Here is a 26,024-nt window from a genome sequence, read left to right as displayed (position 1 = left end):
CCTCACAGCTGGGGAAGTGATGGCGGTGGCTGGGCGGGCGGACGCGGATGCGCCGAGGGCCAGGCGCGCCAGCGGGGCACCTGTGGCAGCAAATCGGCCAACGCGAGCGCCAGCTTGCCGACTTCGTCGGCCAGCGAGTCGTAGCGCGGGGTCTGCCGGAAGGACGGGTGCGGGCGGTTCCAGCGCCGCAGATCGTGGCCGGCGAGGCCTTCGCCGGAAAACCGCACCGGGCAGATCAGCCGGCGGCCGGAGAGGCGCTCGCGCAGCCGCATCGACTCCCACTCGCTGAGGCAGCCGGGTGACGTGAAGTACGGCGGCGACCAGATCGGCACCAGCAGCCGGGCGTCGCGCAACGCGCCTTCGTCGGAGAGGACGATTTTCGGTTCCTCGATGAGCTTGGCAAGGCCTCGGCCGAGCAGATCCCGGAAATGATTCACCGTCCACTCCCGTGACGGCCCGGTGCGCGCGCAGCTGAGGAACACGTCGTAGCGGTAGCCGGGCATGGCCGTTCACCGTCCTTTCCACTGTCCGAACGCCGAACGGGTGCTTGACGTGCCGCGCGCGGGGATGGCACGTTCGGTTACCACTTAACGAGGAAGACCGGTTGCTAGGAGACACTGTGGCCCGGAGTGCCCTGCTCAGCCGAATCGCCCCGCCGCCGGGACCGCCGACGGTGCTCGCGGCCGGTCAGTTGACCAACTCCGTCGGCGACGGCGCGTATTACGTCTGTTCTGTCCTGTACTTCACCCGGATCATCGGCCTGTCCCCGACCCAGATCGGTCTCGGTCTCACGATCGGCTGGGCGGTCGGGTTCCTGATGGGCGTGCCACTCGGTCATCTCGCCGACCGTTTCGGCACTCGCGGGGTCGCGACACTGCTCGCGCTTGGCACGAGCATCGCGGTGGGTTCGTTCCTGCTCGTCAGGACTTTCCCGTTGTTCTTGGCGTCGGTGGTCGTTTATGCGACATGTCAGTCCGGGCTCGCCGCGGCGCGTCAGGCGTTGCTGGCCGCGCTGGTCGAACGCAAGGACCGCACGAAGACGCGCGCGTACCTGCAGGCGGTGACGAACGCGGGTATCGCCATCGGCGCCGCGATCGGCGGCCTGGCGCTGCAGTTCGACACCAAGGAGGCCTACCTCGCCGTCATCGGGATGGACGCGGTGAGCTTCCTGCTTTCGGCACTGCTGGTCTTGAAACTGCCACCGGTCGCGCCGGTGCCGCACGTCGAGGGTGAGCCGAAACTCGCCGTGCTGCGCGACAAGCCGTACGCGCTGATCTCCTTCCTCAACATGATCATGTTGCTGCGGATGCCGATCATCAGCCTGGCGACGCCACTGTGGATCACCCAGCGGACCAACGCGCCGACCTGGATGGTCTCCGCGCTGCTCGTGCTGAACACGGCCGCGGTGATGCTGTTCCAGGTGCGGGTGGCGCGAAAAGTGACCGACCTGAGATCGGCGTCGAAAATCGTCACCCAGTCCGGCTGGGTGATGTTCCTGTCCTGTGTCGTATTCGCGTTCTCCCAGATCCACGCCGCCGTCTGGATCCCGGTGGCCATCCTGCTGCTCGCCGCCACCGTGCAGGTGATCGGCGAGATGCAGCAGTCCGCCGGCGCGTGGGAGATGAGCTTCGAACTCGCACCCGCCGACAAGCAGGGCCAGTATCAGGGCTTCTTCGGCGCCGGCTTGCCGGTCGCGAGGATGTTGGGGCCGCTGTTGCTGGTCACGCTGATCGTCGAGTGGGGAGCGCCGGGCTGGATCTTGCTGGGTGTCGTTTTCTTGGCCTCCGGGCTGGCGACCGGCCCAGCGGTCCGCTGGGCCGAGCGCACCCGGCCGGTCACACCGCGACCGGCTCCCGAACCGCTGAACGTGCCAGGAGCACCCGGAACTGACTGAGGATCACCAGCCCGGCCGCGCCGAACAGCAGCGCCATGCCCCACGGCGGCACGATCGAGCCGAGCGAGAGGCAGACCGCGGCGAGCATCTGCGCGACGCGGATGTTCAGGTTGTAGACGGCCATGTACCGGGTCCTGGCCTGCTCCGGGACCATGTTCGCCAGCATCGCCTGCTTCACCGGGACGTTCATCAGCTCACCGATGGTGAACACGAACCCGGCGATCAGCAGCACCCAGCCGGTGTTGGACACGGTCAGCACCATGTACCCGGCCACGAAGATGCCGACGCCACCGAGCAGGCGGACGTTGTCGGAGAGCCGCCGGAACAGCAGATGCGAGAACAACGTGAGGATGACGACGAGAGCGGTGTTCTCGGCGCGCAGGATGCCGAGCAGCTCGATGCCATTGGGCAGATCGTGCGCGAGCCGCACGCCGACGTAGTTGGTCAGCTGCAGCTCGATGCCCATGAACAAGGTCGCGGCCACCATGTACCGGATGAACATCCCGTCCCTGATGACCAGTTTGTAGCCCGCGCTGAACTCCGCCAGCGCCGAAGCGCGCGGTGGCGCGTTTTCGACCACCGGCTTCGTCTCGGCGATGAAGAAGTACGTCACGAGCACGACACCGGCCGTGCAGACGGCGGCGCCGCCGAGCAGCAGCGTGAAGTGTCCGTTGTAGAGGAAACCGCCCGCGAGCCCGCCGATGGCGAGCGCGAGGTTGATCGTCCAGTAGATGAAGGTGTAGACCTGCTTGCGGTCTTCCGGCGTGGTCACGTCGATGATCAGCGCGTCGTTGGCGGGCAGCGAGACACTGGCCGCGAATCGGTTCACCAGGTACGCGCCGTACACCAGGACCGTGTCGCCCCACGAGTCGCCGAGCGCCATCACCGCGAAGGTGATGACGCCGGCGAACTCGGTGAGCAGCAAGGTCTGGCGCCTGCCGCGGGTGTCCGAAATGTGGCCACCCACGAGCATGCCGACGACGCCGAACGAGACCACCACGAACATCAGCACGCCCGCCACCGCGACGCCGTAGCGGAACGCGAGGTAGATGGCCATGAACGAGGTGATCATCGAGTCGAGCAGCCGGTTGACGAACCCGACCCCGATCCGCACGCGCAGGTTCGGGTGCAGCTTCAGGAAATTCATTCGGTGATCACCCGCACCAGTGCTTTGATGAGATCGAGGCGGGCGTCCGTCTCAGCCTCGTCCTTGCCGTGGAACGTCACGAACCCGTGGCGGGTCCTGGAGTCGACGGTCACCGGCAGCGTCCCGCCCACCTCGAACGGGAAGCTGACGTCGCCGACGAACTCCAGATCGCGCACGATGTCCAGCCCGTCGATGGACTTGATCGTGCCGGGGATGAACGAGAAGTAGTGGATCCTCGCGACGTCGCCGCGCGTCTTCGGGGTGATCGGACCGCCCTTGAGCGCGCGGAAGATCTCGCGCTCGAGGTCGAAGCCGGTGGCCATCTGGACCAATTGCGGAATCCTGTCTCCGCCGAGGCGGGCTTGGGATTCGACGATCTTCGGGCCGCGCTGGGTCCAGATGACCTCGGTGTGCACCGGGCCGGTCTGGTAGCCGCTGACGCGCAGCAGTTCCTTGGTCAGCGTCGCGATCGCCTGGGTCTGCGCGGATTCGGCGACCGGGTGGACGTGCCCGGCTTCGACGAAGGTCGGCGGCGGCCCGAGTATCTTGCGCGTGACGCCGATGACGTGGTGCTCACCGCGGATCGACATGCTCTCCACGCTGAACTCCGGGCCGTCGAGGTACTCCTCGATCAGCACCGGCCCGTCGTAGTCGTAGGACTCGAGCAGCTTGCCCCAGTCGGCGAGCTGTGAGCGGTCGGTCAGTTTGAACACGCCCTGCGAAGCGGCGAGGTCGGTCGGTTTGACGACCACCGGAAGCCGGAAGCCGTCGAGCAGCGCCTCGACCTCCTGCCAGTGGTCGGCGTGCGCGTACTGGACGCTGGAAAGCCCGTGCGTGGCCAGCAGCTTGCGCATCTCGTGCTTGTTGTTGAGCAGCCGGATCGACCGCGGCGGGTTGACGGCGGCGCCGAGCTCGTCGGCGATCTCGTAGGCGGGAACCATGCTGGCTTCCATGCCGACGTGATAGACGAGCTCGGCACCGGTGTTCTGGACTGCTTTCCCGATGACCCTGGCAAGCTCCTCCCGGTCGGTGAAGTCGGCGTACATGAGTGAGTCGGCGTGCTGTTCGACCTCCTTCAGGTACTCGGGGAAGTTGAATCCCGGCGGCATCATCGGACCCATGCCCGGGTCCCAGATCGCGCAGACGGCGAACCCCTCTTGCGTGGCCTTCTCGACGAAGGCCTTGTAGGGCATCACCATCACAAGTGGGGTGACCATGTCCTGCTCCTTACTTCTCGACCTTGATGGTGATGGCCTCGCGGACCCGGTTCTCCAGTTCGTCGAGCTCCTTCACGGTCGGGGCGTCGATGAGGAAGGTGACCGCCCTGTCCTCGGACGCGCTGAGTTCGGTGAGCGTCGTTCCCTTTCCTTTCAGTACGAGCAAGGCTCGCAAGGTGGGCGGGTCGTCTTGGGCACCCGGCTTGATCTCCGGCCACAGGCCGTCCTCGCCGAGCCAGTGCGGCTCTATGCCGTCCCAGTCGAGGACGACGTCGGCGAGCGTGCCGAGTTCGTGCTCCAGGTAGATTTGCCGGGCGTGCCTGGCCGGAGCCGGGTAGCTCGCGTCCTCGCCCAGCGCGATCTTCGTGATCTCGGGTTCGGCGGCCGCGCCGGTGGCGAGTCCATAAAGGACCATGATCCCGTCGCCGGGGGTGCGGGCCGCGACCTCCATCAGGAAGGGGTTCCCTTCGGCGTCGACGCGCCATTCGGCGTGCGCGATGCCGTTTTCGAAGCCGAGCTTGTCGAGCATCTTCTGGTTGGCGTCGAGCAGCGCGTCCTGGACGTCCAACCGGTCACTGGGCACGCTGTGGGACAGCTCGACGAAGGTGCGGGCGTGCGAGTCGGTCGTCTCCTTGCGGGTGACCGAGGTGAAGATCGCCTTTCCGTGCTGGACAAGGCTTTCGACCGAGAACTCCTGGCCGACGACCTTGGCTTCGACGAGAACGGTCTCGTGCTCCGGGTAGGTTTGGAGCTGCTGGTGCAGCTCGTCCCAGTCGTCGACCATTTCGACGCCGGAGCTGGAGTGACGGCTGGCGGGCTTGACCACGGCGGGGAAGCGCACGTCCTCGGGGTGCAGGGTGTCGCGCTCGCCCGCCGGGAGCACTATGGACAGTGGACTGAACTCGGGCAGGTAGAACCGCTGCAGGTACTTGCTGCGGCAGACCCGGGTGGCGCGCAGGCCGGGGCTCGGCATGCCGAGCGCGTCGGCGAGGATGCCGGTGGGCTCGACGAGGGTCTCCCCGACGGCGAGCACACCGGCTATCTCGTACTTCTCGCGCCACGCCTGCCCGAGCGCGACGACGCCGGCGTTGTAGCTGCCTTCCTCGCTGACACCGCCGTCGATGAAGCCGATTTCGTGGATCATCGAAGCCGGGTGGCCGGGCTCGGCCACCCGGGCGAACGCCTCATCCCGCCAGCGCGCTTGGGTGATCAGGAGGATCTTCAGCCCGCGCTTCGCGAGCTCGGTCAGGTACAGCGAATTGCGGCAGACCACGCCAAAGGTTCCGGTCAGGATGAATGCTTCCATGGGTACTACTTTCAGGAGATGTGGTTACGGAGGACCAGGTCGGTGAGCGCCGGGGCGTCGCCGACGTACTGGGCCGGGTCGAGCAGGTCGCGGACCGCGGCCGGGTCGAGCTGGGGCAGTTCCGACGCCAGCAGGTCGACCAGGTCGGCGCCGGTGGCGGCCGACTCTTCGATGAGCCGGGTGAGCAGTTTCTTGGCCGGAGCCTTGCCCAGCAACGGCGCGAGCACCGCGCCGAGCTTCTCCGACACGACCGCGCTGCCGGTCAGGTGCAGGTTGTCCCGCATGACCTCGGGCTGAACCCGCAAGCCGCTCGCCAATGAGGCCGCGTTCGTGGCCGCACCGGCCGCCAGGCGCAGGATTTCCCGCAGTGGCTGCCATTCCGCGTGCCAGCCGCCCGCCGACCGCTCGTCCTCGACGACCATGCTCTGGTACAGCACCAGCGCGTACGCCGGGATCTGCCGTGCCGCGGTCATGATCAGCGTCGAGTACACCGGGTTGTGCTTCTGCGGCATGGCCGAAGAAGCGCCACGGCCCGGCGCCGACGGTTCGGCGACCTCGCCGATCTCGGTCCTGGTCAGCACCTGGACGTCGAGTGCGAACTTCCCGAGCGCGCCCGCCACGAAGACCAGCGCGCCCGCTATGTCCGCGATCGGGGTGCGGATGCTGTGCCATGGCACCGAAGGCTCCAGCCCGAGGTGCCGCGCGAACGGCTCGATCAGCTCGATCCCGCCGCGGACACCGGCCTGCGCCGCGTACTCGCCATAGGCCGACAACGTGCCGGCCGCGCCGCCCAGTGAAGCGGGCAGCACCACGCGCTCGACGCGCTCGATCGTGTCCAGCACCAGCTTCAGCCAGACCGAGGCCTTGAGCCCGAACGTGATCGGCACCGCGTGCTGGGTCAGGGTCCGGCCCGCCATCGGGGTGCGCCGATGCTGCCGCGCGAGCTCCGCCATCCCCTCCGCGCACGACCTGAGCTCGGTCACGATCCGGTCGAAGACCCTGGAGGTGACCAGCATCATCGCCGAGTCGAGGATGTCCTGGCTCGTGCTGCCGCGGTGCACGTAGTCGACGGCGTAGTCGTCCATCGACTCCACCACCGCGGTCAGCTGGGCGACCAGCGCGACGACCGGGTTGGCCGTCGCGTGCACCCCGGCGGCCAGCCCGCGCGGGTCGAGCCGCTCCGCGGAGCAGGCGGCGACGATGACACGAGCCGCTTCGGCCGGGATCACGCCGAGCTCGGCCTGCGCACAGGCGAGCGCGGCCTCGGCGTCGAGCATGGCCTGCACCCACGCGAGGTCGCTGACCAGCTCGTCGACGCCCGTGCCTGCCCAGCCGGGTGCCAGAATGCCGAAGTCCGTCATAGGCCGGCCGCCGAGCTGAAGCGCAGGGACGCGGCGGACAGGCTGGCACGCGCCACGGCGTCCGCGTCGGCCACGATCACCGAGTTGACCCCGGGCCGGATGCCCGCCGCGGTCACCCAGTGCACGGCCTCGGTCGGCACGCCGAACGCGAACCGGCGCGGGTGCGGCTGCCGGGCCGCGCCCACCAGGTTGTACGGCCGGTTCGACACCGCGAGCCCGCCGGTCTGGTAGTGCCCGCCGGTGTTGCTCGGGATCCGGTAGACCCGTGCCTCGCCACGCGCCAGGAGACTGCCCATCAGCGGGTCGGTCGTGCGGCGCAGGTCGGGCTCGGGCAGCCGGGCCTCGATCAGCGCGGTCGCGCGGAGCACCTGCTCGGGGATCTCGCTGGAGCCGACCTGGAAGCCGAGCCCGTCGTCCGGGGTCTCGACGATCATGCCGGGGCCCACCATCTCGATGACGTCGGCCTCGATCAGCGCGACCAGCTCCTCGATCCGCCGCGCGGGCGGGCCGATGGACACGAACGCGTTGAACGGGGTGTACCAGCCGAGCAGGTCGTCGCGGTAGGAGTCACCGGACAGCCCACCGTGGTCGACGATCAGCCGGATCTCGTTGCGGAGGTCCCGCATGACGTCGAGAGCGGCCTTCAGGGGGCTGGACACGTTGCCGCGCTTGGCTTCCTTCACGTCGTTCGACAGGTAGGGGATCAGCCACTCGCGGTACTCGGCGGCGTCCGCGAACTTCTTCTCGCCGTACGGCTTCGAGATCGCGTGCCAGTCCCAGCGCTCTTCCGGTGCTATGCCCGACCGTTCGAGCAAGGACTCCTCCGCCGCGGATTCGATCCGCGTGAACGGGTCGAACCGGTTAGCGTCGCCGGCGTCCTCGATCTCCAGCGCGCGGTAGCGGCGCAGGAACGTGTCCGCGTCACAGCCGCAGTGCCGCTCGGTGAGCAGCGTCGAGTAGTAGACCGCGCGGATCTCGCGGTCGATGAGCGGCCAGACCTCCGTGCGGAAGTTCGCCCGGTGGCCACGGCTGGCGCGCTGCCGGAAGCCGGCGACGACGTCAGCCGTCAGGAATATGGCGTCGTGACGGCCGTACGGGCCCTTCTGGTTCTCACCACGCGCGTGGTACGGGATGCCGCGCCGGGACCCGGTGATGATCCTCGGCTCGGCGCCGGACGGGTGGTAGACGAGCTTTCCGTTGCCGTCACGGGAGAATTCCCCGCCGCGGCCGACGGTCAGCAGTGCCATGTAGTCGAAGAAGTTGAGCCCGAGTCCCCTGAGGATGGTCGGCTGACCCGGCTCCAGGAACCCGAGGTCGAGGTCGGCCGGGTTGATCGGCGGGATGTAGTCCAGGCCCTGGCGGGCCGCGTAGTCGGCGAGCGAGCTCTCGCTCTCGGTCGGGATGCTCGGCAGGTGGCCCTGCGTGAGCACGACGGCGTCCAGGCTCTCCAGCGTGCTGCCGTCGGACAGCGTGACGGTCTGCGTGCCGTCCGAGTCGTCGGACAGCGAGGTCGCCGTCAGCGCGTGCAGTTCGATCGACAGATGGTCCACTGTGGTCTTCAGCAGATGCCGCAGCACCCACTGCAGGTAGTGACCGTAGAAGGCGCGCGACGGGTAGGAGTCGGGGCCGAGCCGCTTGGCCTCTTTTTCCACCCACTCCGGCACTTTGCCCGCGAACGTGTGCACGAACCGGGCCCAGTCGTGCAGGCTCGGGCCTGGCACGACCGGGCCCGCGCAGTCGACCGAGTCGTCGGCGAACATGGTGATCTGCGAGGCGACGGTGTTCATCAGCAGCTCGGTGGACTGCGAAGTGCGCCAGACGTTGCTGCCGCCGAGGATGTGCGGGTCGACGACGTGCACGGTCACGTGCTGCGTCGGGTCTCGGTCACGGGCGTTGGCGCACAGTCTTTCCAGGACGGAGAGGCCTCTTGGCCCGGCACCGATGATGCAGAGTTCCATAGTTTCTCCTAGGCGGCTTTCACGAGTTCAGTGCCGTGCGAGGCTGCGAAGCTGGCTCGGCAGGTGCGGACTATCTGCTGGGTCGCCGGGGTGTCCGGGGTCTCGCCGCAACGGGGACAGGTCAGCACGACCACGCCCAAGAGGTCATCGACGGCCACGGACAGCGGGTGGTCACACCCGCGGCACCAGCGGTGCCCGGTCACCGGAATCACGTGCAGTGGCGATGAGACGCATTCGTGTGCCCACCGGCGGTGGTATCGGCAGCTGATCCGCTCGTGCGGATCGAGGCCGCGCCGGTCTTCCGCGAAATCCTCATCGGCCAACACCGAGTCCAATGTGGACATTGGTCTCACCCCAAAGAAAAAGTGCTCTTACGCGAAGTCGGGGGCGGGCCGGACGACACCGCCCATCTTGCGGCCGATACCCATGGCGAGCAGCTCCAGCTTGGTCATCAAGCCGCGGAACGCCTCGGGCACGAGTGCCTGCTTGCCGTCGCAGAGCGCCTGCTCCGGCTGCACGTGGATGTCGATGAGCAGCGCGTCGGCGCCCGCGGCGGCCGCGGCCAGCGTCATCGGCTCCACCAGCGCGGGAATGCCGACCGAGTGGCTCGGGTCGACCATCACCGGCAGGTGCGAACGCTGCTTCATCAGCGCGACCGCCGACAGGTCGAGGGTGAACCGGGTCGAGTGCTCGAAGGTGCGGATCCCGCGCTCGCACAGCACGACCTGGTCGTTGCCCTGCGCGGTGATGTACTCCGACGCGGCGAGCGTCTCGTCGACCGTGCAGCCGAAACCGCGCTTGAGCACGACCGGCAGGCCCGCCTTGCCGACCTCGGAGAGCAGCTCGAAGTTCTGCATGTTGCGGGCGCCGATCTGGAACCCGTCGATGGTCTCGGCGAGGCGCTCGACGTGGCGCGGGTCGACGCACTCGGTGAGGATCGGCAGGCCCGTGTGAGCGCGAGCTTCCTCCAGCAGCTCGAGCCCGGCCCAGCGCAGCCCCTGGAACGAGTAGGGCGAGGTGCGGGGCTTGAACGCGCCGCCGCGGAGGCCGACGGAACCGTACTGCGCGGCGACCGAGGCGGTGGCCAGCATCTGCTCGCGGTTCTCGACCGCGCACGGCCCGCCGAAGACGGCGACGGAGCCGTCACCGACCTTGGCGCCGCCGATGTTCACGATGGTGCCCTCGGGGCGCAGCTCGCGGCGGCCGAGGCGGAAGTCGCCCTTGGACGCGACCTCGTGCTTCGGGGCAGGCAGCCCGGCCGGGGCGGGGATCTCGGTGCCAGGGCCCTTCGCGATGACCACTATGGAATCCCCGAGTTTCACTGAATTCGCGGTCGTGCCGGTGGAGTCGAAGTGCTGCAGCCAGCCGTCGACGTTGGTGCCGGCGGCGAAGACCAGAAGCGACTCGGACATGACTTTTCTCCTCAGAACAGGTGGGGTGGGTGTGGGATAAAGCGGGCTTTATATCGGGGTGCTTTTCCCCGATATAAAGCACGCTTTATCCCGGGTGTGGTGTGGAACGCGCAGGCCCCCTCCGCCGAGAGGGGTCGGCGAAAGGGGCCTGCGCGTGAAGGCGTTACGCCGAAGCGACGTAACGCGGGTCTGCGGTGGAGGTGTAGGTCTCCAGCGCGCTGTACTTCTCACGCAGCTCGCGCTTGAGCACCTTGCCGGTCACGCCGACCGGGAGGTCCTCCTCGAACTGCGCGATCTCGAGCACGCCGACCGGCAGGTGGCCCGCGGCGACGAGTGCCTCGTTCGCCAGCGCCAGCAGCTTGTCGGCTTCGACGACCGCGTCGCCGGTGGTGACGACCGCGACCGGGACGATCTGGCCGTCCCGCTTGCCCGCCACGACCGCGGCGTCGATGACGTCGGGCACGTCGGCGAGGATGACCTCCTCCATGAAGACCGAGTAGCCGACACCGTTCGCGGTTTCGATGGCGTCGACCGAGCGGTCGACCAGGAAGTGGTCGCCGTTCTCGTCGCGGTACGCGTTGTCGCCCGTGAGCCAGTAGCCCGACAGGCGGCTGCGGTAGGTGATGTCGGAGTTCGCCCAGTACCCGGGGGTGATGGCGGGGCCACGCGCCCCGAGCAGGCCGATCTCGTTGTCTCCCGCGATGGTGCCGTCGGCACGCAGCACGACGACCTCCGCGACCCCGACGGGCTTGCCGGCGCACCGGTCGTTGCGCGCCGTGTCGAGGTTGCGGATCTTGAGCAGCACGCCCCAGCCGAGCTCGGTGGTGCCGAGCCGGTCGAAGAACGCCGACTGCGGCTTGTCCTTGCTCCGCAGTCCCAGGATGTGCTTGATGTGCGCCTCGTGCACGGCGTCGCCGATGGACACCCACACGTTCACCGAGTCGAGCACGCCGGGCTCCAGCTTCAGGCCCGGGATCTCGGAGTAGGCGTGTGCGAAGGACATGACCGCGGTGGGCTTGTACTCCGCGACGTCCGCGATGAGCTCGTCACCGGGACGGTCGAAGGCCGCGATCGTGTTGGCGCCCGCCAAGACCGCGTACGTGGTGTACGCGATACAGCCGAGGTGCGACTGCGGCAGCGACGTCATCGTGAGCGCGCCGGGGTTCTCCTTGTGGTCGACCAGCCGGAACTTCGGACCGGCCACGATGGACTGGTGCGTGTGGATGGTCGGCTTCGGGATGCCCGTGGTGCCCGAGGAGTGCAGGATGGTGACCGGGTCCTCGTTGACGTGCTTGAACCGGCCCTCCGGCGGCAGCACGGCCGCCGGGGGAGCGGGCTGCTCCTCGACGGTCGTGATCCACTTGAGGTCCAGCTCGCCGGCGCCGATCTTGTCGAGCCGTGCCTGGTCGACGTACAGGCCGACCGGGGTGGTCTGCCTGATCAGCGACTGGGCGATCTCCTTGGACGCGTTGCTGTTGATGAGCACCGCGATGGCCCCGATCTGGGCCAGTGCGTAGAAGTGCACGGAGTACGCGAACGAGTCCTCGAAGTAGACGGCGACCCGGTCACGCGGGACGACACCCTTGCCGCGGTACCAGACCGACCAGCTCTGCACGAGCTTGTCGAGCTCCAGCAGGCTGAACTCGTGCTGCGGCTCGCCGTCGGTGTTGATGACCGGACGCTCGGTCCGCAGGAAGGTCTTGTCGGGTGCGGGGCTGTGCGCGATCGCCGAAGGGAGCAGGTTCCCGCCGCCGACGGTCTCGTCAGCGCTGAGCTTGGCACGCTGGTCCGGCGACAGGATGGTCTCGATCGACAGAGTCATATGGGTACGCCTTTCGGTCAAGAGAATGCGGGTCGTTACTGCGCGATGTCTGAGTGCTGAGGAAGTCGTTTCGTGGTCGCTTCCCCCTTCCGTGCGTTCGGAAAGTCAGAGGGTCTTGAAGGCCTCGGCGCACAGGTCCTGGTAATGGACCAGGTCGGTGCCGAGGAAGTCACGCAGGCTGTCGAGCACCGTCGTGAAGGCGGCCTCGTTCCCGGTTTCCACCATCTCGGCGAGACGGTGGATGTTGCCCGCCAAGGCTTTCCGCGCCGGAGTGGCCTGCGGATTGCCCGCCTGGACGTCCCAGTAGACCTCTGGGGTGCCCGAAGCGACCCTGGCGAGCAGGGCGAGCATGGTCTTGTGCGGCGGCGGCGCGATCGCGCTGAGCTCCTCGATCCCGACGTCGAGCTCGGTCAGCGCGAGGCCGAACGAGAGCACCGCGGCGTGCGTCAGCGCCTGGCTGGCGCCGGCGAGCCGGTCGTGCTCGTGCTCGGTGACCTCCACGATGCGCGCGCCCCAGCTTTCGATGAGGCGCACCAGCTCCCGGCCGCGCGGCCCTTCGCGGACCACGACGGCGGCCACCGGCCGTCCCTCGAAACCCAGTGAGGGCGCGAACATCGGGTTGACGCTGAGCATCTCGCCGTCGTCGTACTCACGGGCCGCGGTCACGAACGGTTCCTTGACCGAGAGCGTGTCGACCAGGAGCGCGTCCGGCCGCATGGCATGCGAGATGCCGCTGAGCGCTTTCAGCGCCACCGGTTCCGGGACGGCCAGCACCACGAGGTCCGCCTTGCCGAGTTCTTCGGCCAGCGCGGCGTCGATCTTCGTGATGTCACCGCCGGCCGAAGCGTCCACGATGGTCACCTCGGCCCCGGAACCCCGGAGGCGGCCGGCGAACAAGCCGCCGACCGCCCCCGTACCACCCACCACCACACAGTGTCCTAATCGGACGGTCATGGGATCGCCGTCTCGAGCACGGCGGTGATCATCGCCCGCGACTTGACCGAGGTCTCCTCGAACTCCTCCTCCGCGTCGGACAGCGCGATGACCGCGCCGCCCACGCCGAAGCTGAGCTTGTTCTCGGTCGCCACCAGCGTGCGGATGACGATGTTCAGGTCGACCGCGCCCGCCAGCGAGAACCAGCCGATCGCACCGGAGTAGACGCCACGCGGGCCTTCCTCCAGCCGGTCGATGATCTCCAGCGTGCGCAGCTTCGGCGCGCCCGTCATGGACCCGCCCGGGAAGGTGGCGCGGACACAGCCGACCACCGACTCCTCGGCGCGCAGGGTGCCGCGGATGGTCGACACCAGCTGGTGCACCGGCGCGTAGGTCTCGACGTCGAACAGCTTCGGCACGTGCACCGAGCCGATCTCCGAGACGATGTTGAGGTCGTTGCGCAGCAGGTCGACGATCATCAGGTTCTCCGCCTGGTCCTTCTCATTGCTGAGCAGGTCCTGGCGGAGCGCCTCGTCCTCGGCCGGGGTCGCGCCGCGCGGGCGGGTGCCCTTGATCGGCTTGGCCTCCACGCTGCGGTCGGTGCCGATCGACACGAACCGCTCCGGAGACGCGCTCAGCACGGCCACGCCGGGGAAGTCCAGCAGCGCGCCATAGGGCACGGGGCTGATCTGGCGCAGATAGCTGTACGTGGTCAGCGGATCGATCTTCGCGTCGAGCTCGATGTGGTTCGTCAGGCAGATCTCGTACGACTCGCCGTCGCGGATCTCCTGGAAGCACTCGTTGATGCGCTTGAGATACGCGTCCTTGTCGTGCCTCGGCAGGATGATCTGGTGCGACTCCGGGTCGGCCATGCCGACGAGCTTCGGCTTCGCGACCGGCTCGACCACCGGCTCGGTGAGGTCGAACAGCTTGTCACCGGTCGCCGCGAGCCAGCCGTCGGCCTCGCCATCGTCCTCTTTGGACAGAGCGAGCAGATAGGCCGTCTTCTCGACGTGGTCGATCGCCACCATGCGGTCCGCGAACAACACGGCCGCGTCGGGCTCGTCAGGGTTGTACTCGTGCCGCGCGCCCGCTTCGACCTTGAGCTCGTAGCCCAGATAGCCGACGTAGCCCAGGTTGAACTCGAACGGCAGGCCTTCCGGGACGGGCACGACCCGGTTCCGCAGCTGCTCGTCGAGGTACTCGAAGAACGGCTGCTCGACGCGCTCGACGCCGGAGGCGGTTCGGACGGTCACCGAGGCTTCGCTGTTGCGGAACGTGACGTACTCCGCGAGCGGCCCGGAACCGTCCCCGATAAAGGAGAACCGCGACAGCCCCTCGATGACCGAGCTGCTGTCCAGCCAGAAGCTGTGCTCGTTGCCCGCGAACAGCGCCCGGTACACGGCCTCCGCGTCCGGCAACACGTCGAGCTTCCGGACGTGCACCTGATACGCGGCGGGCGCGGATTCCGTGACGGCCTCGGCGGGGTCTGGCCGGGTTTCGGCCGGGGCGGCCACGGCCGGGTTGGCGGAAAGCGCCAGGTCGCGAAAGTTGGCGAGCAGTTCCCTCCCGAACTCGCTGCTGATCGACTCGGGGTGGAACTGCACGCCCCAGATCGGCAGCTCGCGGTGCCGCACACCCATGACGATGCCGTCACGCGTCCAGGCGATCTCCTCGAGCTCGTCGGGCACTTTGGTGGCCGCGAGCGAGTGATAGCGCACCACGTTGTACGGCGACGGCAAGCCCTCGAAGATGTCGGCGCCGGTGTGCACGACCGGCCAGACCCGGCCGTGCATCGGCTCCGGCGCGTGGTCGACCGTGCCGCCGAACAGATGCACGATGCCCTGGTGGCCAAGGCAAACGCCGAGTACCGGCAGCCCGCTTTCGAGGATCGTCCGCGCGCTGACCCCGAAATCTCGTTCACGGTCGGGGCTTCCTGGTCCGGGCGAGATGACCACGCCGTCGTACGCGCTGAAGTCGATGCTCGCGAAGTCGGCGTCGTTGCGCACGACGTCCGGCGCCTGGCCGTTGACCTCGCCGAGCAGCTGGTACAGGTTGTAGGTGAAGGAGTCGTAGTTGTCGATCAGCAGTGTGCGCATGGTTCTCAGGCCTCTCAGGAGGTCGGGACGCCGATGACGAGGTCCTCGACGCGGCAGGTTTCGGCGATGATCAGGTCGTAGAGCCGGCGCAGGAAGTCGGTGTCGACACCGTTCGCCTCGCCGTACCGGGCCGCGCGCTGCTGGACGATGCCGATCCGGTGCGGCTGCATCATCGGGACGTCGTGCTCGCGCTTGTACTCGGCGATGTCCACGCAGATCCCGATCCGGGTGCGCAGGACGTCGAGGAGCTGCTCGTCGGTGCGGTCGAGCTGAGAACGCAGTGCTTCCAACAGGTTTTCGGGCATGACAAAGAGACCCTTCGAAGTCATCGTGGGCGATTCAGGCGGCGAAGCGGTCGACGAAACAGTCCGTCGTGATGCCGAACGGCGCGTCGAACAGGATCGAACCGGGCAGCTCCGCCCGGATGCCGGCCGGCGCGTTGGACAGCACGGGTTCGAGCCGTACCGCGCGCCTGCTGACGGCGTTGTCCACGTAGATCTGCCGCGCGCGGCGGCGCGGCGCCGGGTGGTGCTCGACCTCGCCGAGCCGTTCCCCGGTCGCGAGGTGCCACAGCGCGGCGATGTCCTCGGGCACCCAGGTCGCGAACGCGACCAGCACCGGCTGCCCGCGGGACATCTGGAACTCCGCGTGCGCCGTGCCGTCGGTGACCGCGTGGCGGCGCACGGCGTCGACGTTGGCCTCGAAGAGCAGGTTCTCCTCGCCGATGCTCAGTTCCGCGGGGGAGATGTGGCCACGCTCGTGCTCCGTGGCGCCGTGCCAGACCACTTTTCCGTGCCGCACCAGCGACTGCACTGAGAACATGGGAATCCTCCTCCTGGAACGACGAACGCCCTGCCCGGATGTCCCGGACAGGGCGTTCGTCTGTGTATCTGGCCTTTTAGTCGTAGCTCAGGTCCCCGGTGCGGGTCCGCTTGAGCTCGTAGAAGTACGGGTACTCCGACATGGTCCGCGCCGCGTCGAACAGCTTCGCCGCCTCTTCACCGCGCGGGATCTTGCTGAGCACCGGCCCGAAGAAGGCGACACCGTCGATGTGGATGGTCGGCGTGCCGACCTCCTCGCCGACCGGGTCCATGCCCTCGTGGTGGCTCTTGCGCAGCGCTTCGTCGTACTCGGTGCTCTTCGCGGCGGCGGCGAGCTCGGCGGGCAGGCCGACCTCGGCGAGCGCCTCCTTGATCACCACGTCGAAGTCCTTGTTGCCCCCGTTGTGGATCCGGGTCCCCAGCGCGGTGTAGAGGTCGCGCAGCACCGGCTCGCCCTTGAGCTGGGCGGCCGCGATCGCGACGCGCACCGGTCCCCAGGCGCGGTCGCAGAACTCGCGGTACCACGGCTCGAGCTCGCGGCCTTCGTTGAGCACGCCCAGGCTCATCACCCGGAAGCGCAGGTCGATGTCCCGCTGCTGCTCGACCTCCAGGATCCACCGCGAGGTGATCCAGGCGAACGGGCACGCGGGGTCGAAGTAGAAGTCGACGGCCACCATGGTTTTGTAGTCTCCTTGTCGGTTTCGTTACGCCGCTGGGGAAAGCTCGACGGCGGCGAGGTGGTGCGCGGCGCGGCGGGCGGTGCCGATGACGGCCGTCCACAGCGTCGGTTGCTGACGTGGCGATGGCGCGAGCACCCACTGGTGGTCGCTGGCGGGCAGCACCAGCTGTTGTCCGTGCGGGATCGCGTGGACTCGCAGCCTATCCAGGTCGGCGGGCACCGATTGGGTGACCACCGGCCTGGTCAGGAACGTCCAGTTCGCGTCGCCCGCGATGACCGGGCCGGCGAGCATCGCGATCCGCAGCCCCGCGAGCACCTGCTCGCCGAACTCCGGTGGCATGGTGATCGCGTCGAGCGCGTCACCCGTGGCGATCAGGAGCCGTCGCGTCCGCACTTCGATGGTGACCGGCGAGCCCAGCAGTTCCCAGTAATGCGTACGGACTGCGGCCAGTTCACGCAGCGAAGGCGTCGCGGTCATGATGGTCTCCTGATGTATATAGGGGAACCTCTCGGGTGAGGGGAGTGAGTGGGCATGATTGTGCCGTGGGGAAAGCATGACACTTCGCCGGAGCCGGTGTCAACAACCTCTTTCAAGTTTTCGGTCAAGATTGTTTCGGGCATGCGAAAAAGGCATGAGGGTAGCCCTCATGCCTTTTTCGGGAAATGCGAAGAAAGATCCGTCGGCGCCGCGCGGAAGGCGGATCGGCCGGTGTTTACTCGAGCTGTCTGGTCACTGGTTTCATGCTGCCCGTCCCGGTGTTCGCCAGGTGACGCGCTTGGCGCGCTGGATCTTCCGGTTCAGCAGCATCCACTGGTCAGGACGGACGACGTGCGGGCGGTGCTGTCTCGGAACATCCTCCGGCGCGGGCATTTCCGCCTCGTCCTGACCGGCGGAGGGGCCCGCCGGGTCGGGGTGCACGACCGCGTGCGCCGCCCGCGAAAGGCCGGCCACCTGGCCCGCGAATTCCGCGGCCGCCGGGTGCCGGACGAGCCAGTCGAAATGAATGAGCAGGAAAGTGCTGAGCTGCCAGATACCGCTCAGGTTCGGGCTGCGGACACCGCGTTCTTCGACGATCATCTTCGCCCACGAAGAAAGCGTCTCAACCATTTCGGTGCGCACCTCGCCGGATTTCTTCACCGTGCGGTCGAAAGTGAGCACGTCGACGCAGTCGTCGTACAGTTTCGGCAATCCGAGCAAGTCGTTTTCGAGCCGGTCGCGGCAGACCAGGCAGATCTGCAGGCCGGGCAGCGCCTCGCGGGGCGTCTCGGCGTCGCCGTTGGATTCGCAGCCGGGGGTTTGGCAAACAGACATGGTCTTCTCCCTGTGGTTCATGATCCGGAAACCCGCATCCCGAGCCCGCGGTCGAGCGCGGCGCGGTGCAGTCTGGCGGTGAGGTGGGCGTCTGGCAGGTTCGTGCTGAGCAGTTCGACCAGCACGACGTCGTCCAGGCGTTGCCGCCCGGTGTGCGAACCGCTCAGCAGCGCGCCGAGGTCCGCTTCGATCAGGCGGCGGCGGTGCCACCCCTTGAACCGCTTCTGGCGGTGGGGGCCGGTGCTCTGCGCGGCCCTGTGCATCGTCACAAAATAGCGGTGCGAGTTCTCGTCGAGAAGGCTCGCGTCGTCGACATAGACCTGATCCACGCCGTCGACGACGGCGTCCGGGAGGTCCACGCCCCCGGCGTTGATCACCACCGCTCCTTTCGCGAGCTGTCCGATTTCCAGCCGCCCGAGCCCGGCGTCCGCGGCGATCACCAGGTTCGCGCCCAGCACCGCCTCGTTCACCCCGCTCGTGACGGAAAGGCCGATGCCGGCCAGGTCGAGCTGGTCGAGCACCCTCGGCTCGACCGGTGACCAGCCGCCGTCGTTGCCCGCGCACACCGCGACGTGGCTGACGTCGGACACGTGCTTGGCGAGGACGGTGAGCTGCAACTGAGCCGCGAGACCCGATCCCAAGACGGCGGCGGTCACCACGCCGGGAGCCAGCAGCTCACGGGCGGCGAGCGTCGCCAGCGCCGCGGCGCGGACCTGCCGCAGACTCGAGACCGGGATAAGACATTTCGCCCCGGTACACGACTCCTCGTACATGGCCAGCTCCGCGGACGGGATCGAACCGTGCTCGGGCCAGGGATGAAGTTGTCCTTGTGCCGTCCACCCCGCGCCGCCGATCAGCTGCTCGACGAGCACGTCGACCGGATTGATGTCATCGAGCGCGCTCCACAGTTCTTCGGTGCTGAGGTGAAGGATTGGGCTGGTCATCTCGACTGCCTCTCCTCGGGTGGGTGTTTGCGATGGAGATGACTCTCCTCAGCCGTCCTTTGGACCCGCTATCGATCCGCTATCGCCGACCCGAAAGCGCACCAGAAGCCTATCGATGGCGCGCCCCTGTCAACTGGTTTCAGCCCGCCACCAGGGCAAACACCACCAGACAGGAGCAAGAAGATGACCATCACCCGCAAGCTCGCCGCCACCGCAGCCGCCACCGCCATCGCTGGCCTCGCCTTCCTTTCGGCCTTCGCCCCCAGCGCCTCGGCCGACACCCACTGGAACACCGCCGGCGACCCGGTCTGCGCCGCCGACACCCACTGGAACGGCACCGAGTGCGTCGCCGACACCCACTGGGGCTCCGACGACACCCACTGGTGACCACCACCCGCCGCCCCGGTCGAGTCCCCGTTCCGAGCGGATTCCCGGGCCTGACGTGACCACGTCGTTCCGGCGGCGACGTCCCCCTCCGGTCACGTCCAGCGATTGAAGTTCCCCCAGCAGGATTTCCAGGGGATCCATGCTGCGCACATTCGCTGTTCTTTCTCTGGCATTCCTGGCGCCTCCGCCGCGCCCAACCCTTCACTTTCAACGGCCTCCGAATAACCTTCGCCCGCGGCGACGGCCTGCGTGACGGCGGTCAAGCCGACCAGCGGGATTTCGGCAGGTGTTCGCTGACCGTCGGCGTCCGTGCCGACGAGACCATGAAGCCGCCGAGGCCGCGATCGTGACCGTCAAGCAGCGGTGACGCACCGTGATGGTGATTTCACGGGAACCGCACCCGCGGTGATCGACGTCGTAGTACCGTGGAGGCGCTCTGACGTGGGAGGGGAATTCGGGAATGGCGGAGCCGGACAGATCGCAAGCGCCTGACCAGGGCGCTTCCGGGCGAGCGGGATATCTCTCCCCGGAGGAGCAGGCCAAGCGCCAGCGCCAGGACGAGCAGGCCGACCGCGGCATGAACATGGGCACGGTCGCCATGTACAAACGCCGCGACGCCGAAGACGCGGCCGCGAACGCGGCTGCCTCGGGCGGCGGCTACAAGATGGACGTCGCCGCCATGCGCGCCCTCCTGCCCAAGTGGCAGTCCATTGCCGACAAACTCGGCGCTTTGGTCAAGGACGCCGAGCAGTTCCTCCAACTGCCTCAGCCCGCCGAAGACGACGGCAGCAGCCTCCAGATGAAAGCCGCGAAGAAGCACGCCAGCGCGTACATGGCGAGCGTGCGCGAGCAGCGCGACTATGCCGAAGGCTATGCCGCGGCCCTGGACAAGGCCATCAAAGCGACCGATCAGCAGAATCAGGCCGCGGCGCGGACTCTCGACAAGCATGGACGGGATCGTTGATGCGGTTTTTGACACCTGGGATCTTGCTGCTGGCCGTCGGGCTCGTCCTGAGCGGCTGCTCGAAAACGACTCCGGGGAATGCCGCGACGGTGCCGCCCTCCAGCCCGGGGACCAGTGCGTCCGATCCGGCGGTGCCGCAGGTGTCCGATCCACTCGAGGTGAGCAAGTTCGAGCAGGACCCCTGCAAGGCGCTCACAGCCGACCAGGCCCGGGAACTGGCGAGCTTGGCGACCACCAACGTCACCAGTGGTACGGCGGGACCGATTTGCGGCTGGCGGGACGGCGACCGCAACGAGATCGCCTTCGGCTTCGTCCACGCCAACGGCCTGGCTGACTCCTACCGCAACCACCAGCCAGATGATCCCGGCTACTTCGTGCCGGTGCCCAGTGTCGCCGGCTACCCGGGGGTTTTCGCCTCGATATCGGACGGCCGCCCTGATGGCGTCTGCACGCTGGCCGTCGGAGTCCGCAACGACGTGGTGATGACGGTGACGTCGCTGATGAACAGTTCGTCGCCGTATCGCAAAGATCCGTGTCCGCTGGTGCAGAGGGCCGCGGAGGCGGCGATCGCCACCATCAAGGGGGCCAAGTGACCGAGTACAACGCACCGCAGATCATCGCGTTCGTCAAAGCGGGCAAAGGTCCGAGCGGTCTTTTCTCCGGTAGTGACCAAGCCGCCAAGATGTCGCAGCTGCATCAGGAGATCGCCCAGGAGATGCAGCAACTCCAGGGCGCGATGGAGCAGCATTGGGAAGGCGACGCGGCGGGCAAGGCGTATTCCGGTGCCGGGCCGCTGGTCCAGGCCTCCCAGGTCAGTGGTGAGCACCTGGCGAAAGCCCAGAACCTCTACACCGGCCAGGGCAATTCGTACCAGCCTTTGAAGAGCACCGTGGACTCCGTGGGCGACCTCGGCGAGCGGCCCTCGGACGACTGGGTGAGCGATACGCCGCTTTCGTTCCTGTCGAATCGGTCCGATGAGATCGCGAAGTGGGACGAGAAGGCCAAGCGGGTCGTCGACAGCTACAGCACCTATCACGGCCAGTCCACCGACAACTCGGGGCAGTGGCCGCAGCAGTACGGGGAACTCGGGTTGCCGCCGAGCGGGGCCGATATCAAGCCGAAGACCGACGATGGCACCGGGCCGGGGCCTGGGCCAGTGCAGCCGGGGCCTGGGCGCAAAAGGACCGGCGAGCCCGGTGGCGAGACCGTGTCGCCTCCCGGAGGCGGCAGCCGCCACGACGTCAGCGGGCTGCAGGACACCGGTGGGCCCACTGGTAACGACACCAAGCCCGGTGAGCACAAGCCGGGCGAGCAGTCCGGCAGTACTGGAGACGGACAGACGCACACACCTACCGACACGAAGCCGTCGCAGACCACGGGGACGACGCCGACGGAATACCTGCCGCCGAACACGCCGAGCGGGATTCCGCCCAAGGATCCGACCTACACGCCGACCGGCTATGGGAACCCGAACGGCCCCAGCAACGGGCCCGGGGCGTTCCCGGTGACCGGTGGCGGTGGGTACGACTCGGCGCGCGGGGGAGCGGGGACCGGCAAGCCGGGAGCTGGTGGTCCCGGCGGGAACCTTGGCGGCGGGAAAGGCTCCGGCGTGGGCACTTTCGGTCAGCAGGGTCCCGCGGTCGGCGCGCGGCCTGGGGCGATCGCGGGGAGGCCGGGTGCGCCGGGCATGGGTGGCGCACCGATGGGGCGCGGGCAGAAGGAGGAGGACTCCGAGCACGAGCGGCCCGACTATCTCATCGAGGAAGACCCGGACGACGCGTTCGTCGGTGAGCTGCCCAAGACCACGCCGCCGGTCATCGGTGCGTGATGCTGGTCCTCCACAGAGAGGTCGTCCTCCCGGTCGAATGTCTGGTGCTGGGTGCGGCGATCGCGCGGGTGCCGTTGCCGGTGCTGATCGAGCCGGAGCCGGTGTGGCGCAGCCCTGACGAGGAGCGCATTCGGCGCGACCGTGTGCTGCAAACGCTTGCGGAGGAAGGGTTTTGGGACGGCGAGCGGCTGAGCGAGGACTTCGAGGGGACACTCGTCGTGCTCGGTCGGGGCAACCGCGAGTTCTCCGCGGTGGTCGAATCGCCGTCCATTCGGTACCGCCTGCAGGTCGCGGCGATCGGCCGGGCCGCGGTTTTGGCTTGCTACGTCCCGGAAAGCGGCCAGGTGTTGCTGCGCCGAGCGAGGGCCGACGCGCTGGCCGAGGACTTGGTGCTGGAACTGCCCGATGTGCCCGCCGGCGGCGGGTGGGGGATTTCGGTGCCGGAGTCCGAGCTGCGCGACGCGATCGACGGGGCGCCGCCTCGGCGGGATGTGCGGCAGGTGCTTGATCTGGTCGCGTTGCCGCGGACCGGGGGCGGGCAGATCTACGCCGGTTTCCGCGACGGGGTGCACGCGTATCGGCGGACCGGCGATAGTTGCTGCACGTTCTATGACACCGAGTATGGCCGTTATGTTTTCTCGTTTTCCGGTGAACCCGGGTATGAGCGGTACGTCAATGTCGCGCAGGGGCGCACGGATACGTTGGTGGCCAAGGCTTACGAGATGCTCGATCAGCTGACCTGAAATCACTCGTACGATATGTGGCCATGGTTTTGACCCACTTGTACCTTGGGATGATCGGCAGGGGAGGGCCGGTCGCACTTAGAGGGTGGGTGTCGGAAGGTTTTGCTCCCCTGATCGTGTGCTGACCATACGAAGAGGGGGCTTTTCGGTATGTGCAAGGCTCAGTGGGTCATGGGTGTGCTGACCGCCGGTGCGGTGAGCGCTGGCGGCGTTGCGATGGCGTCACCGGCTTGGGCTGCGAACACGGCCTCGCCACTCGGCTGCGGACTCTATGCTAAACGGACCGAGATATTCGGTTCGACCTTGAGAGGTTACGGTGACCGTTCCGGCTGCGGAGACAACGACAAGGTCAATTACCTGTGGGTGCGGGTGATGAAGCATGTGGCGTTCTTTCCGGACATCGCGGTGGCTGTCGCGAATACCACGCTCGTGTCCAACGCCGATTTGGCCGCCTTGGGTCAGTGTGCTGGACATGGCTTGTACTACACGATGACCTCGGATTCGCGGGGTAATGCCGTGGAATCGGATCGTTCCGAATTTTGCTGACCACTCGGCATCGACGATGATGGAAGCTACACGGTGCAGATAAGCCTGGACGACCTTGGTTTCGCGTACGGCCGCAAGACCGCGCTGCATGAGGTCAAGTGGGTGATTGATGCGGGAGTCACCGGTCTGCTGGGGCCGAACGGGGCCGGAAAGACGACGCTGCTTTCGGTACTGATCGGCTTACTGAGGCCGAAATCCGGCACGGTCACCATTCGCGACGCCGAAGGCGGCGCCGTTGTCTCGCCGCGTTTCGGGTTTGTGCCCCAGCGATTCTCGCTCGCTGGCGAGATGCGGGTGGCCGATACCGTTTCCTACACCGCGTGGATCAACGGCGTGCCGCGCCGGGAGTGCGCGGCGGCGGCCGAGCAGGCGCTGCGAGCCGTCGCGTTGGCCGACAAAGCAGATGTCCGGGTGCGGTCGTTGTCCGGTGGGCAGCGGCAGCGGCTCGGGCTGGCGGCGGGGATCGCGCATGATCCCGAAGTGCTCGTGCTCGACGAGCCGACCGCCGGACTGGATCCGGGCCAGCGTCTGCGGGTCCGTGAGGTCATCGATGGTATCGGCCGGACGCGGACGGTGCTGCTGTCCACGCACCTGCTCGAGGACGTCGAGCACCTTTGCCAGCGGGTCGGTGTGCTGGTGAACGGGCGGATCGTCTTCACCGGCACCGTCGAAGAGCTGGCAGCGGTCATGGACGAGGGTTCGGCGCGCGCCGGACTCGGTTCCCGCTTCGAGCGTGGCTACGACACGCTGATCGACACACTGGGGGACTTCGAATGAAGCGGCCGTGGTTCTGGCCGCTGGGACCGGCGAGTGTCCTCCTGCCATCAGCCGCGATTCTCGTCGTGGTGCTCGCGGGGACGTGGCCGAGGCTGGGATGGCCTTATCCGCGGTGGGTGGAGACCTCGACGCAGTTCCATCAGCAGTTCCTGTGGGCGGGCATGATCGCGGGGACCGCGGCGTGCTTCTACGCGGTACGGATGAACAAAGGCGATCGGCTTTTCGTCCAGCCGCGTGCGCCGCGGTTGGGCGGGCCGGTGGCCTCGCGGCACCTAAGCCTGCTGATCGGCTGGTATGCCGGTGCCTATTCGCTCGCGCTGGCGCCGCTGGTCGTCACCACGGCGTTGCGGGGAGTGGGCAGCCCGGATGTTCCGGTGATGGTGTCCGGCGTCGTCGCGATGGCCGCCGCGACCGCACTCGGATACGCGATCGGCACGGTCGCGCCGGCGCTCCTCGCCGTGCCGATCACCGCCATCGGGTTCTACGCACTGCTCATCGCCGGCTTCGCCAACCAGGGTGACTGGTCGACGGTCGCCCCGGTGCTCTTCAACGAGCCGAAACTCGGCCAACGCGAATCCACGGCGCTGGTGATCTTTCGTACCGCGCTGTTCTCCGTGGTGGCGCTTTCGGCGATCGGCTTGGCGGTGACCTTGCTGCGGGGGATGGCGATGGGTGTTTCCTCGATGCGGCGTTGGGGAGCTGTCGTGGCGTACGTGGTCCTTCCGGTCTCAATGGCCGCTGTTTCCCTGACCGACCCGCCGGTGCTGTTCGCTGTTGAGCAAGATCCGTCGTCGCGGTGCGAACGGGCACTCGAGCTCACGTTTTGCGTGCATGCGGACAATGCGCCGAGGATGCGGCAGCTCATCGACAGGGTTGAGCCGTTGCTCGCGCGCTATGGCAGCAAGCCGGTCCAATTCGACCAGATCTGGGACCAGTCTCTCGTGATGGGCGGAATCTCCACCGACAAGGTCGGGCAGGCTCGGATCGTCTGGATTCGCGGGGATGGGGTCATCGACCTTGGCGGGGTGGACACCGATCTCGCCGGGATCTACGCCTGCGCGGCGGGACCGGACGCGCCACCGCCGCCTCAAGCGTCCGCGATCTCAGAGGACATCGATCGGTTCTTGGCCAGCACCGGCGCGCCCGATTCCGGAGCCTTCGCCGGGATGAGCGTGGAGCAGGTGCAGGGGTGGATTCGTGACCACCAGCGCAAGGTGGCCACGTGCGCGCTCACTGACGAAGATCTGCCGCGCCGGTGAACCGGATCCTGCTGCGGAGCCGATCCGGGGTCGCGGCGCTCGTGATCGTGGTCGCGTTGTGGGGACTTTCGGCGGCCATCGGCCGGTGGACGATCATCGTCGACCTGAACAGGACGGGCTTGGACAACCGGATGCCCGCCGCGGAACTCTGCGCGATCGTCGGCGCGACCTTGCTGGCGATGCTGACGCGGCCGCGGTTCTGGTCGTGGGATCGGGTGGGGACTTGGCGGGCGCGGGTGGTCGCGGGGGTGGTCGCCGCCGCGGGGATCGGGCTGCCCGCGGTGTGCGTGCCGGTCGTGGTGCCGGGGCTTCCGGACGGCACGCCGTGGCTGTGGGTGCTGGCGAACGCGCTGGTGCTGGGTGCGCTCGTCCAGCTGGTCTCACCGCTGCTGAGTCCGCTGGCTGCGGGGGTGTTCGTGCTGGTCATGTGGTTCGTGTGTGGGGTGGTCAACAATGTGACACCCGGGATCTGGCTGCCGATCGCCGGATATCGCGAGGCCGATGGCCGGTGGATCGCCGCCGGTGTGCTCGGCGTTGCCGCGATCGTCGTGCATGTCAGGACTTGCGGGATCACGAGCTGGGCATATCGGCGGTACGACAAAGAGGAGGGCTAGG

Annotated in this window: 27 protein-coding genes; 10 read left to right on the top strand and 17 right to left on the bottom strand. The window is 67.7% G+C overall.

Annotation, left to right across the window (positions count from 1 at the left end; genetic code table 11):
- Positions 1-2: 2 nt before the first annotated feature.
- Positions 3-503, bottom strand: coding sequence for a toll/interleukin-1 receptor domain-containing protein (locus BLV57_RS31210; RefSeq protein WP_091294849.1), 501 nt, complete (start codon positions 501-503; stop codon positions 3-5).
- A 116-nt stretch (positions 504-619) separates the two neighbouring features.
- Between BLV57_RS31210 and BLV57_RS31205 the strand changes: the two genes are divergently transcribed.
- On the top strand, positions 620-1,894 hold the full coding sequence (locus BLV57_RS31205) for an MFS transporter (RefSeq protein ID WP_245757590.1): 1,275 nt from the start codon (positions 620-622) through the stop codon (positions 1,892-1,894).
- Here the strand turns inward: BLV57_RS31205 and BLV57_RS31200 are convergent.
- From BLV57_RS31200 to BLV57_RS31125, 16 genes are all read right to left on the bottom strand, one after another.
- Positions 1,836-3,041, bottom strand: a complete 1,206-nt coding sequence (locus BLV57_RS31200) for an MFS transporter (protein ID WP_091294847.1) — start codon at positions 3,039-3,041, stop codon at positions 1,836-1,838. The two genes, BLV57_RS31205 and BLV57_RS31200, sit on opposite strands and share 59 nt — an antisense overlap.
- Positions 3,038-4,258, bottom strand: coding sequence for an ATP-grasp domain-containing protein (locus BLV57_RS31195; protein ID WP_091294845.1), 1,221 nt, complete (start codon positions 4,256-4,258; stop codon positions 3,038-3,040). The genes BLV57_RS31200 and BLV57_RS31195 overlap by 4 nt, the downstream gene beginning before the upstream one ends.
- A 10-nt stretch (positions 4,259-4,268) precedes the next feature.
- Positions 4,269-5,564, bottom strand: coding sequence for an ATP-grasp domain-containing protein (locus BLV57_RS31190; protein WP_091294844.1), 1,296 nt, complete (start codon positions 5,562-5,564; stop codon positions 4,269-4,271).
- Positions 5,565-5,575: 11 nt separating this feature from the next.
- A complete protein-coding gene (locus BLV57_RS31185) occupies positions 5,576-6,925 on the bottom strand; it encodes a class-II fumarase/aspartase family protein (RefSeq protein WP_091294842.1) in 1,350 nt (449 codons plus the stop codon).
- Complete coding sequence (locus tag BLV57_RS31180; protein ID WP_091294840.1) at positions 6,922-8,883, bottom strand: FAD/NAD(P)-binding protein; 1,962 nt, start codon at positions 8,881-8,883, stop codon at positions 6,922-6,924. Before BLV57_RS31180 ends, BLV57_RS31185 begins: the two co-directional genes overlap by 4 nt.
- An 8-nt stretch (positions 8,884-8,891) precedes the next feature.
- A complete protein-coding gene (locus BLV57_RS31175; protein WP_091294839.1) occupies positions 8,892-9,227 on the bottom strand; it encodes a hypothetical protein in 336 nt (111 codons plus the stop codon).
- 27 nt (positions 9,228-9,254) lie between these two features.
- On the bottom strand, positions 9,255-10,295 hold the full coding sequence (gene aroF, locus BLV57_RS31170; protein WP_091294837.1) for a 3-deoxy-7-phosphoheptulonate synthase: 1,041 nt from the start codon (positions 10,293-10,295) through the stop codon (positions 9,255-9,257).
- Between the two features lie 163 nt (positions 10,296-10,458).
- Positions 10,459-12,117 (bottom strand): class I adenylate-forming enzyme family protein, encoded by a 1,659-nt coding sequence (locus tag BLV57_RS31165; protein WP_091294836.1) that lies wholly within the window; start codon positions 12,115-12,117, stop codon positions 10,459-10,461.
- Positions 12,118-12,222: 105 nt separating this feature from the next.
- On the bottom strand, positions 12,223-12,969 hold the full coding sequence (locus tag BLV57_RS31160; protein WP_218134906.1) for a prephenate dehydrogenase/arogenate dehydrogenase family protein: 747 nt from the start codon (positions 12,967-12,969) through the stop codon (positions 12,223-12,225).
- Positions 12,970-13,067: 98 nt separating this feature from the next.
- Positions 13,068-15,149, bottom strand: a complete 2,082-nt coding sequence (gene pabB / locus BLV57_RS31155; protein ID WP_091294832.1) for an aminodeoxychorismate synthase component I — start codon at positions 15,147-15,149, stop codon at positions 13,068-13,070.
- A 14-nt stretch (positions 15,150-15,163) separates the two neighbouring features.
- A complete protein-coding gene (locus tag BLV57_RS31150; protein WP_091294831.1) occupies positions 15,164-15,454 on the bottom strand; it encodes a chorismate mutase family protein in 291 nt (96 codons plus the stop codon).
- 34 nt (positions 15,455-15,488) lie between these two features.
- Positions 15,489-15,971: an ATP-grasp domain-containing protein gene (locus BLV57_RS31145; protein ID WP_091294829.1), complete on the bottom strand. Its 483-nt coding sequence runs from the start codon at positions 15,969-15,971 to the stop codon at positions 15,489-15,491.
- A gap of 76 nt (positions 15,972-16,047) precedes the next feature.
- Entirely contained in the window at positions 16,048-16,647 is a 600-nt protein-coding gene (locus tag BLV57_RS31140; protein ID WP_091294828.1) for a mycothiol-dependent nitroreductase Rv2466c family protein, read from the bottom strand.
- Between the two features lie 27 nt (positions 16,648-16,674).
- Positions 16,675-17,127 (bottom strand): hypothetical protein, encoded by a 453-nt coding sequence (locus tag BLV57_RS31135; RefSeq protein ID WP_091294826.1) that lies wholly within the window; start codon positions 17,125-17,127, stop codon positions 16,675-16,677.
- Between the two features lie 261 nt (positions 17,128-17,388).
- Positions 17,389-17,961: a hypothetical protein gene (locus BLV57_RS31130; protein WP_143047187.1), complete on the bottom strand. Its 573-nt coding sequence runs from the start codon at positions 17,959-17,961 to the stop codon at positions 17,389-17,391.
- 17 nt (positions 17,962-17,978) lie between these two features.
- The gene (locus BLV57_RS31125) at positions 17,979-18,905 is read right to left on the bottom strand and encodes a hypothetical protein (protein ID WP_091294823.1); all 927 of its coding nucleotides are present in this window, start codon (positions 18,903-18,905) and stop codon (positions 17,979-17,981) included.
- Between the two features lie 183 nt (positions 18,906-19,088).
- Between BLV57_RS31125 and BLV57_RS31120 the strand changes: the two genes are divergently transcribed.
- The 9 genes from BLV57_RS31120 to BLV57_RS31085 all read left to right on the top strand — a co-directional run bounded on the left by BLV57_RS31120 (position 19,089) and on the right by BLV57_RS31085 (position 26,023).
- Entirely contained in the window at positions 19,089-19,292 is a 204-nt protein-coding gene (locus BLV57_RS31120) for a hypothetical protein (RefSeq protein ID WP_091294821.1), read from the top strand.
- Positions 19,293-19,752: 460 nt separating this feature from the next.
- Complete coding sequence (locus BLV57_RS31115; RefSeq protein WP_091294819.1) at positions 19,753-20,256, top strand: hypothetical protein; 504 nt, start codon at positions 19,753-19,755, stop codon at positions 20,254-20,256.
- A 23-nt stretch (positions 20,257-20,279) separates the two neighbouring features.
- Positions 20,280-20,849: a DUF3558 domain-containing protein gene (locus tag BLV57_RS31110; protein WP_176968886.1), complete on the top strand. Its 570-nt coding sequence runs from the start codon at positions 20,280-20,282 to the stop codon at positions 20,847-20,849.
- Positions 20,846-22,084 (top strand): hypothetical protein, encoded by a 1,239-nt coding sequence (locus BLV57_RS31105; RefSeq protein WP_091294817.1) that lies wholly within the window; start codon positions 20,846-20,848, stop codon positions 22,082-22,084. Before BLV57_RS31110 ends, BLV57_RS31105 begins: the two co-directional genes overlap by 4 nt.
- On the top strand, positions 22,084-22,827 hold the full coding sequence (locus tag BLV57_RS31100; RefSeq protein WP_091295143.1) for an ESX secretion-associated protein EspG: 744 nt from the start codon (positions 22,084-22,086) through the stop codon (positions 22,825-22,827). The genes BLV57_RS31105 and BLV57_RS31100 overlap by 1 nt, the downstream gene beginning before the upstream one ends.
- A gap of 171 nt (positions 22,828-22,998) precedes the next feature.
- Positions 22,999-23,373 (top strand): hypothetical protein, encoded by a 375-nt coding sequence (locus BLV57_RS43010; protein ID WP_143047185.1) that lies wholly within the window; start codon positions 22,999-23,001, stop codon positions 23,371-23,373.
- 33 nt (positions 23,374-23,406) lie between these two features.
- Positions 23,407-24,150: an ABC transporter ATP-binding protein gene (locus BLV57_RS31095; protein ID WP_091294815.1), complete on the top strand. Its 744-nt coding sequence runs from the start codon at positions 23,407-23,409 to the stop codon at positions 24,148-24,150.
- On the top strand, positions 24,147-25,409 hold the full coding sequence (locus tag BLV57_RS31090; protein WP_091294813.1) for a hypothetical protein: 1,263 nt from the start codon (positions 24,147-24,149) through the stop codon (positions 25,407-25,409). The genes BLV57_RS31095 and BLV57_RS31090 overlap by 4 nt, the downstream gene beginning before the upstream one ends.
- Positions 25,406-26,023, top strand: coding sequence for a hypothetical protein (locus BLV57_RS31085; protein WP_091294812.1), 618 nt, complete (start codon positions 25,406-25,408; stop codon positions 26,021-26,023). Before BLV57_RS31090 ends, BLV57_RS31085 begins: the two co-directional genes overlap by 4 nt.
- Position 26,024 lies beyond the last annotated feature (1 nt).

It is taken from the genome of Amycolatopsis xylanica, from assembly GCF_900107045.1.
GTDB classification, from domain to species: Bacteria; Actinomycetota; Actinomycetes; order Mycobacteriales; family Pseudonocardiaceae; genus Amycolatopsis; species Amycolatopsis xylanica.
Note: the sequence above shows the minus strand (reverse complement) of the source record. Positions and strands in the feature narration are given on the sequence as shown.